General features: G+C 66.5%; 1 protein-coding gene. It reads left to right on the forward strand.

Annotated elements, in window-relative coordinates:
- Positions 1–1,685 precede the first annotated feature (1,685 nt).
- Positions 1,686–2,567: a tyrosine recombinase XerC gene (locus FAF44_RS52515; protein WP_237111007.1), complete on the forward strand. Its 882-nt coding sequence runs from the start codon at positions 1,686–1,688 to the stop codon at positions 2,565–2,567.
- Positions 2,568–3,302 lie beyond the last annotated feature (735 nt).

Below are 3,302 nucleotides of genomic sequence, written 5' to 3' on the forward strand. Positions count from 1 at the left end.
GCGAAACTCCGGCGGATAGTTGTTTGGCACTGCAGACTCCTTCTTCCGGGGACCAGGGTTCCCCAGAGATCAGGTGTCTACCAAACCGGGCCAACTCCACTCCATCTGCTCTGCGGGGACGGCACCAGCGCAGGCCGGACCATCTTGTGGACTGCTCACCAGCCCCCGATCTCGGGCTGAGTCGCCGGTATCTGGTGTGCCACCCGCTGCGGGGCGCTGGATGTCGCGGCGTTCCACGACCGAACTGCATGCGCTGTGCTGACGGGTGTCGATCCACGCGGTGAGGGCGGAGCACAGCGTCTCGTATCCAACTGCGCGTAAGGCATTGGAGTCGCCGTGGTAGCAACGGAGGGAGAGGATAGCCCCGGCGTGCGTCGCCGCTGGATCCCTGCATGCCAGTGATCGAGACGCTGCTGCGGGCAGGCCCCGACGCACCCCCGTAAGCAGTGCCACATGGTCCGGCCCGGCTGGCGGACGAGTACGACGCGCAGGCGTCCCACGGGATCGTGCGCTGCTACGTTGCCGAGTGCCGCGCATGCTCCACTCCTGCTCATGGCGATTCCGCAGTTGCCAGGGAGCGCCGACGTCGCTCCACGAGGAGGAGGCGGACGACGATTACCCCGATGCTCGCCGCAGCCGCCGTCCACACGACCGTCTTTCCTATGTCCTCGACCACCTCGTTCCTGCCTGGTGGAAGCACGACCATCTGAACGGCGGCGCCGACCGGCACGGTCGGCGGCGCCGACCGGCACGGTCAACCTCGCGAGCAAACCGATCGTCCCCGACCGCTTGACGCATGCGCCAATGGCACCCAAGGGCGCTCCGAGCACGACGCTGGCGACCCACCACAGGGTCGGTTCGGACTCGTACCAGGGGAACTGCCCGCCGCGACGAATGGTGTCCACGATGCTGTAGGCGGCCGTGGCCGCAAGCAGGGCCAGTGCGCCGGCGACAGCACCGTCGCGTGCCAGCGCAAGGGGATGGCTCTCCACGGCGCGTGTGACGAGCCAACCCACCGCGACCGCCAGACCCGCCCAAGCCCAGCCGGAGTCGAGCAGCACGCTCATGATTTCCGCGATCGACCACCCGCTGGTGGTGTAGGCACGGCTGAAAAGGTCGGCGTGGCTGTGGGAGAGAGCGTTCACGAGGGAGGTTGCCGCGCCGAATCCTGCTCCGATCACCAGGGAACTCGCCAGGATCATGACGGGACGGGACACCAGCGAGCGGCCCTGCCGTCGACTGCTCTGCCGCTGATCCTCGGTCACGATGCCTTCCTACCGTAAAGATCAAGATTTGTGTGGTGAATGTTCTATGTCGGGGTTCGGCGGCGTTTGGCGGTTGGTCGCAGGGTCCGTGACGGCGTCCTCACACCGTTACTTGATCTCATCGTCGTCATCGCCCGGAAGCTCTCGAAACCGTCGCTCAAATCAGCGGACAAACGTTGCTGCTGCTCGCGGTCACAGCTACACGGCACGGCACATCATCATCTCTGGCGCATGGAGCCTCGGGCGAGGTGTGGGTTTGGTGAGAATGAGGATGTTGGTCGCGGGCGCGTGCACGGACGGCCGTCGGAGCCGTCGGCGCTGGGAGTGGCCGGACTCGAAGTTGATGGGCGTTCGGGACCGCGGTGGGATGGGAGCAGCGCAGAGATCAGGACGTGGGAAGGGAAGAGAGTGGGGGCGCGGGTGGAAAGAGAAGAAGTAGTCGGCGAGTTCGAGCGGTATCTGCGGCTTGAGCGTGATCTTTCTCCGCATACGGTTCGGGCGTACCTGACGGACGTCAACTCACTGCTTGATCACACGGGTGGGCTGGTCGAGGGGCTCGGCATCGGGGTGCTCAGGGAGTGGCTGGCCGGACAACATGCGGCAGGTAAGGCGCGGGCCACTCTGGCGCGCAGGACTGCCTGTGCTCGTACCTTCACCGCCTATTGCCATCGTCGGGGTTGGTTGCCGACGGACCCTGGGCTGCTGCTCGGAAGTGCCAAGTCGCCTCGGTCTCTGCCTGCCGTACTCGATCAGCAGCAGGCTGAGGCCGTATTGGCCGAGCCCTCTGATGGGGAGCCCAAGGATTTGCGGGATCAGGCGCTTCTTGAGTTGTTGTATGCCACCGGTGTGCGGGTCAGCGAGCTTTGCGCGCTTGATGTCGATGACGTGGACCGAGAGCGGAACGTCGTCAGGGTGCTCGGTAAGGGACGCAAGGAGCGTTCGGTGCCGTTCGGGGCGCCTGCGCTGCGCGCGTTGGATCGGTGGTGCATCCATGGGCGGCCGTTGTGGGTTCGGGCAGGCTCGGGGCCGGCGCTCTTTCTCGGGGTGCGGGGTGGACGTGTCGACGCCGGGACCGTACGGCGGGTTGTGCATGCTCGGCTGGCCCAGGTGGAAGGCGCGCCGGACATGGGGCCGCACGGGTTGCGGCACAGTGCGGCGACACACTTGCTCGAAGGTGGTGCGGATCTGCGCAGCGTTCAGGAACTGCTGGGGCATGCGTCCCTGCACACCACGCAGATCTACACGCATGTCTCGATTGAGCGGTTGCGGGCGGCGTATCGACAGGCGCATCCGAGGGCGTGATGAGTGACGCCTGCTGAGGCGGCCATGGCTTGGTCGAGCGGAGTTGGGTGGGTCAGCTAACTCGGTCGGGGTGACTCGGCGGCGGGGTTCGACGGAGGTGGCCTGGGGCGGCTGGATGAGTTGGGTGGGTCTGCGGACCGGTGCGTGGGGCCAGTGGCTGGCCTTCGGAGGCTTTCCCGGGAAGCCCGAGCTGACTTCGTGGGCCGAGCTTGGTGAGCATGTCTTCGTCTTGTGGTCGTCGACGGTGGTCGGCCACAGGTGTGGCGCGTCAACGTGGTATCGGCTGGGTTGACGGCTGATGGTTGCCGGCTTGGTCATGTCGTCGTCGCTTGCGGTGTTGGCCCTGGCTCCTGACACGGGTGTGCGAGCTTCTCCGCGGCTGGCGTCTGCGACGGCCTCGGCGCAGGGCGGTGATCAAGAGGCAGGCTGTTGTGATCACGCCGAGGCAGATGGCGGCGGTGGCGATCGAGGGCGTAGTGCCTTGTCGTAGCGCCTGAACCGTTCGTGTCCAGTGAGCCTGAGCCGTTTCTGGCCGCTGAAGGGGGTTCGCGCATGAACGGGGTGCGGGCGTTGGGCAGTTGCTGGAGCTGGAGCGGAGGGCGATTTCGGGGGCCGGGGCGCTGACGGTTGTGCGGAGGGGAACCGCCAGGGCGGTTGTGAGACTCGGCGCGTTGCCGCTGGCTGTGTAGCCGGTTGTCGTGCCGTTGATGGGGCTCGGTGGCGTGGGGGCGGGGA

It is taken from the genome of Nonomuraea sp. MG754425 (assembly GCF_021699195.1).
GTDB lineage: Bacteria > Actinomycetota > Actinomycetes > Streptosporangiales > Streptosporangiaceae > Nonomuraea.